Consider the following 4,692-nt stretch of genomic DNA (forward strand, 5'->3'; position numbering starts at 1 on the left):
CGCCGGTCCGGCTGCCGTCCGCCTGCACGGACGTCGACGCGGTCGCGCTCGCCGCGCGGTCACCGGCGCGCAGGGTGCGCACCAGGGTGTCGAGTTGCTCGGCGGACGGTACGGTCGGCCCGGCATAGCGGGCGCGGGCGCGGGGCACCGACACCCGCGCACCGGGTGGACGCAGGTCCAGTACCGCACCCGACGAATCCTCACCGGCAGGGGAAAACCCCGCCGCGCGCAGTTCCTGCAACACCTCGGCCAGCGGAGCCTGGGAGATCGCGACGGTCGGGGCCAGCGCCCGCAGCGCCAGCCGGTCGGCGACCGGGGCCGCGAGAACCTCGGCGAGCAGTGCCGGATCGTCGGACCGCACGAACGACGACGCGACGCCGGTGCGCAACCGTCCGTGCCGACGCGCGACGTCGTCGATGAGATAGGTCAGGGACTGCGGAACCGGTGTCCGTGAATGCGCGGCGAACAGTGCGTGCAGGTCGTCTGCCCCGGTCCCGGCATCCAATGCCCGCCGCACCGTGGCCTCCGTGATGCGGTACACCGTCGCTGCTCCTGCCGATTCGACGTCGGCGACGAGCGCGATGCGCGCGGCGAGATCGGGTAGCAGAGGCCCGGGTGCGACCACGGTGAGGTCCGCCTGCACGAGAACGTGATCCACCGGTTCCGGCAGAACGGCGGCCATCTCGGATTCGGCGTCGCCGCCGTGCAACAGTGCCTTGCCCGGGGACGCGATCGATCCGTGCGCGACGACGGCGAGCGCGGTGGCCTCCCGCAGCGTCTCGGTGATCGCGTCGGATCCGAGCCGACCCGCCCACCGGGGCCGCCGCCAGGCGAGTGCCGTGCGGATCTGCCCCGCATCGGGTGCCGATCCGGGGGTTTCGGCGAGTAGTTCGAGGAGCAGCCGCCGGTCGCGCACCGCAGCCGGTGACTGCACTTCCTCGGACAGTGCGGCGATCGGCTTGTCGTTCTGGTCGCGCCGACCCACGAGCCACGGCCGCCGTGCGGCGTCGAGCCAGGCGCCGGCGAGCACCGCCCAGCGATGCGCGGTGGTCGCTTTCGACCAGCCGTCGGCAGAAGTGGTCGGCGTCCAGTAGTCGTCGATGTCGGATTGGGGCGCCGGATCGGGAAGACCTCGCGCGATGAGTCCGGCCGCGGCGAGAACTTCGACGAGCAGTGCCGCTCGGGTTTCGTCGATGCCGACCGTCTTCGCGAGCCTGCGCAGTTCGCGTACGCCGAGCCCCCCGGATTTGAGGGCGGGGGCGGGACCGTCCCCGAGTGCGTCGACGAGTTCCTCGGCGTGCCGCAGCACCTCGAGGGCAGCGCCAGCGGCGGTCGCGTTGACGTCGGCGACGGTGTGTGACGCCGGCACCGATGGGGGCGGCGTGAGCGCAGCCGGATCGAACGGCGCTTCGCCGCGAAGGTGTTGTCCCACGCGGTGGGGCAATTCGACGGTGTCGTCGTTCAGGCGGATCAACAGCCCGGCGGCGATCAGTTGCTGCACCGGCCGGTCCGCCGGTGTGCCGGGTGCGGCGTCCTTGGTTCGTCCGACGGGGGAGGTGCGGGCCAGAGTGTCGAGGATGCCGCGTCGGGCATCGTCGAGTCCGGCGATCATAGACTCGAGTTCCGAGGTGTCCGGAAGGTCGGATTCGGTGCGCGCGATACGCCACGGCACGGTGTCGGCGGCCGCCGGTACCAGCGACAGCTCGTCGGCGGAACCCCACACGAGCAGCAGGGAGCGCAGCCGGTCGAGGATGCGGTCCAGGTTTTTCGCGGTGGTGCGTCCGTCGAGCTGGTCGCGTAGTGCGCGTCGCGAGACGGGCGCGTCGGCGGCGCCGAGCTGGGCGAGTGCCTCGATCACACCGAAGTCGCCGGTGGTCAGTTCGTCGGCGGCCCGGAACACCGATGCCCGCTGCTGCGCGCGGTTCGCCAGTACGGTCACGGTGGCGGGCGGAGGTACCACCAGATCGGGGCGAGCCTTCAGAAGTGCGGCGAGTGCGGAGTCGCGGCGTTCGGCGAGCCACCGGGCGAGCGACCGTTGCGCGTTCGGCCCGGACGAGGTGGTGTGGGTCATCCGACTCAGATTAGAGACCTGAGGTGGCCCGCCGCGAACTCACCTGCCAAAATGAGCGCATGGCTGACACTTCGAAGAACCAGTACGTCGATCGCGGGTGGCCGGAGCTTGTCGACGGCGATCTTGCCGTCACCGAGCTGTCCTCCACGCGTTCGGGGCCGCTCTCTCCGTACGGTGAGGAGACTGAGTTTCCCGTTCCGGTCGATTCACTCCCGTACACGCACCCTTACACCGTCGTCAATCGCTGATTCTCCGTACCCAGAGAAGGGCCCCATACCGAAAGTTCGGTGTGGGGCCCTTCTCTGTGTACGACGTCAGTTCGGCAGGATGGAGGTGACCTGGTCGACGAGGATCTGATCGACCGGGATGCCGGCCGAACGCAGCGCGTCGATGCCCTGGGCGAATCCCGCCTTGGCGCTCTGCGGCGCGAGGAACGGGACGTTCTCCTGCAGGGTCGGAGCTTGCTCGGTGGCGCTCTGGCCCTGGACGGTGTCCGCGAGGGTGCCGGAGGCAGGCACCGCACGCTGTGTCGGGGCGCTGCTCAGGCCGAGGCTCGAAGAGCAGGACGGCCATGCGCCCCAGCCCTGTCCGTCGAGGACTCGTTCGGCAACGGCGATCTGCTGGTCGCGAGTGGCCTGGCTGGCGCTCGCCGCGTATTCCTGGCCGCCGTAGGCGTTCCAGGTGCTCGGGGAGAACTGCAGTCCGCCGTGGTAGCCGTTGCCGGTGCTGATACCCCAGTTGCCGCCGGACTCGCACTGTGCGAGGCGGTCCCAGTCGGAGTCGGGGGCCGCGTTGGCGGTGCCGCTGAACGCGACGCCGGTGACGCCGAGAACCGCGCTGGTCAGCGCGAACTTCGCGACGGTACGGCCGGTGTTGGTGGGTTTGCGATGGCGTCCGCTCATGGTTCCGGTTTCCTCTCCGCACGCGCCTACGAGGTCAGCTGTCGGGTTCGGGCTGAAGAGGTCGCCCGGCCGCGTTGCTCCCACTGGGAGCGATTCGGCTTCACCCCGAGGGTCGCTGCTGGTGCCGCGGCCCGGGTGCCTCCTGGGAACTTCCGCTCCCTGGGAGACCGTGTGGGTCCCCCGTTTCCTGTCCCCTGGGTGGTTCGTGGGGAGTCCGGATCCGCGGGACAGGATTTGGCGCGGCGGGTCCGGGGTGGCCGGACCAGTCCGACCGGATTCGACGGTAACGGGTCGGAGGGTGGAGTGTCACCAATTGATAACGCGCGATCTTCTGCGCCCGTACGGTGACCTGGATACTCACGCTGGAAAATCTGCAGGTAGTGCGCCATCTTGGGGTGTCGGACGCATCCGAGTCCGGACCGTTATGTCGTCGTTATGTGATTAACATCACACGACGTGTCGGTATCAACGGACCGGAACGATGTCCTTGCCGAGGGGCATCAGCGAGATCGGGATCATCTTGAGGTTGGCGACGGCAAGCGGAATTCCGATGATCGTGATCGCCATCGCGATCGCGGTCGCGATATGCCCGATCGCGAGCCAGACGCCCGCGACGATCACCCAGATCACATTCCCGATCATCGAACCGGCGCCGGCCGTCGGCTTGTCCACCACGGTCTTGCCGAAGGGCCAGAGCGCGTACACCCCGATGCGGAACGCCGCGATACCGAACGGGATCGTCACGATGAGCACACAGCAGATGATGCCGGCGAGAAAGTACCCCAGCGCCAGCCACAGCCCACCGAAGATCAGCCAGATGACATTGAGCAGAAACTTCACGATCCACCTCCACGCGCGCGACGACCCGACCGCAGGGCAAACGTGATCGCCAACACGAAGCCCAGCGGCCACGCCGCAGTCAGCAGATACAGCACCAGGCCCGGTTTGCCGTCCGTGACGACCGGAGTCAAGAAGATGGCGACGACTGCGACGATACCGACGGCGAAGCACACCAGCGCAGCTTTGAGCAGGCCGTTGCTCGGCCCGGCAGAGGAATCGGAAGTACCCACCCCGCCCACGGTAGTTCCTCGATGCCGGTACGTGACGGTCGCACGGGCAGTCGGTCCCCGAAACCGGGGTACACTGGCGCCGTCCACGCGTCCCGCACCCGATTGCGGGGCGCGTTGTTTTGCATATCCACAGGTACCCCTGGGTACGGCTGTCGAGAAACGGGTGAACGCAGTGCCGAGCGGCAAGGTGAAGTGGTACGACGTCGGGAAGGGCTTCGGCTTCCTGTCTCAGGAAGAGGGCGAGGACGTCTACGTCCGAGCATCCGCGCTTCCGGACGGGGTGGACGGACTCAAGCCGGGCCAGCGTGTCGAGTTCGGCATGGCCGTCGGCCGCCGTGGTCCGCAGGCTCTGAGCGTGAAGCTGCTCGAACAACCCACCATGCGGCAGAAGGGCGGCCGTCGCGAGAACGCCCCGGACCGCGAACGCCGCAATCCGGAAGATCTGGCGAGCATGATCGAAGATGTGATCACTCTGCTCGACACCGCGGTGCAGCCGGACCTGCGGCGCGGCCGGTACCCGGACCGCAAAGCATCCCAGCGGATCTCCGAGGTGCTGCGCGCCGTCGCCCGCGAACTCGACGCCTGACAGTCGTCACCGCGCATACGACCGCCACTGCTCATACGACGAGGGCCTCCGGGGCTGCACCGG

At 68.6% G+C, this 4,692-nt stretch carries 6 protein-coding genes and 1 riboswitch; of the genes, 2 read left to right on the forward strand and 4 right to left on the reverse strand.

Translation table 11 applies throughout. The features are described 5' to 3' along the window. The coding region (locus tag WAX14_RS13930; RefSeq protein WP_422628649.1) for a helicase-associated domain-containing protein at nt 1-2,071 on the reverse strand (2,071 nt) is incomplete at its 3' end. A 59-nt stretch (nt 2,072-2,130) separates the two neighbouring features. Here WAX14_RS13930 and WAX14_RS13935 point away from each other — a divergent pair. Next, the gene (locus tag WAX14_RS13935; protein ID WP_422628650.1) at nt 2,131-2,319 is read left to right on the forward strand and encodes a hypothetical protein; all 189 of its coding nucleotides are present in this window, start codon (nt 2,131-2,133) and stop codon (nt 2,317-2,319) included. A 66-nt stretch (nt 2,320-2,385) separates the two neighbouring features. On the opposite strand, the gene WAX14_RS13940 is transcribed toward WAX14_RS13935, so the two are convergent. The 3 genes from WAX14_RS13940 to WAX14_RS13950 form a co-directional block, all read right to left on the reverse strand. Beyond that, the gene (locus WAX14_RS13940; protein ID WP_422628651.1) at nt 2,386-2,973 is read right to left on the reverse strand and encodes a transglycosylase family protein; all 588 of its coding nucleotides are present in this window, start codon (nt 2,971-2,973) and stop codon (nt 2,386-2,388) included. A 7-nt stretch (nt 2,974-2,980) separates the two neighbouring features. Continuing rightward, a riboswitch (cyclic di-AMP (ydaO/yuaA leader) is annotated at nt 2,981-3,140 on the reverse strand. Nucleotides 3,141-3,438: 298 nt separating this feature from the next. Beyond that, the gene (locus WAX14_RS13945) at nt 3,439-3,813 is read right to left on the reverse strand and encodes a YccF domain-containing protein (protein ID WP_422628652.1); all 375 of its coding nucleotides are present in this window, start codon (nt 3,811-3,813) and stop codon (nt 3,439-3,441) included. After that, nucleotides 3,810-4,052: a hypothetical protein gene (locus WAX14_RS13950; RefSeq protein WP_422628653.1), complete on the reverse strand. Its 243-nt coding sequence runs from the start codon at nt 4,050-4,052 to the stop codon at nt 3,810-3,812. Before WAX14_RS13950 ends, WAX14_RS13945 begins: the two co-directional genes overlap by 4 nt. A gap of 163 nt (nt 4,053-4,215) precedes the next feature. Between WAX14_RS13950 and WAX14_RS13955 the strand changes: the two genes are divergently transcribed. Next, nucleotides 4,216-4,629 carry a cold-shock protein gene (locus WAX14_RS13955; RefSeq protein ID WP_422628654.1) on the forward strand — a complete coding sequence of 138 codons (414 nt, stop codon included), beginning with the start codon at nt 4,216-4,218 and terminating at the stop codon, nt 4,627-4,629. Nucleotides 4,630-4,692 lie beyond the last annotated feature (63 nt).

The sequence above is a fragment of the Rhodococcus sp. (in: high G+C Gram-positive bacteria) genome, from assembly GCF_049299235.1.
In the GTDB taxonomy this organism is placed as follows: domain Bacteria; phylum Actinomycetota; class Actinomycetes; order Mycobacteriales; family Mycobacteriaceae; genus Rhodococcus.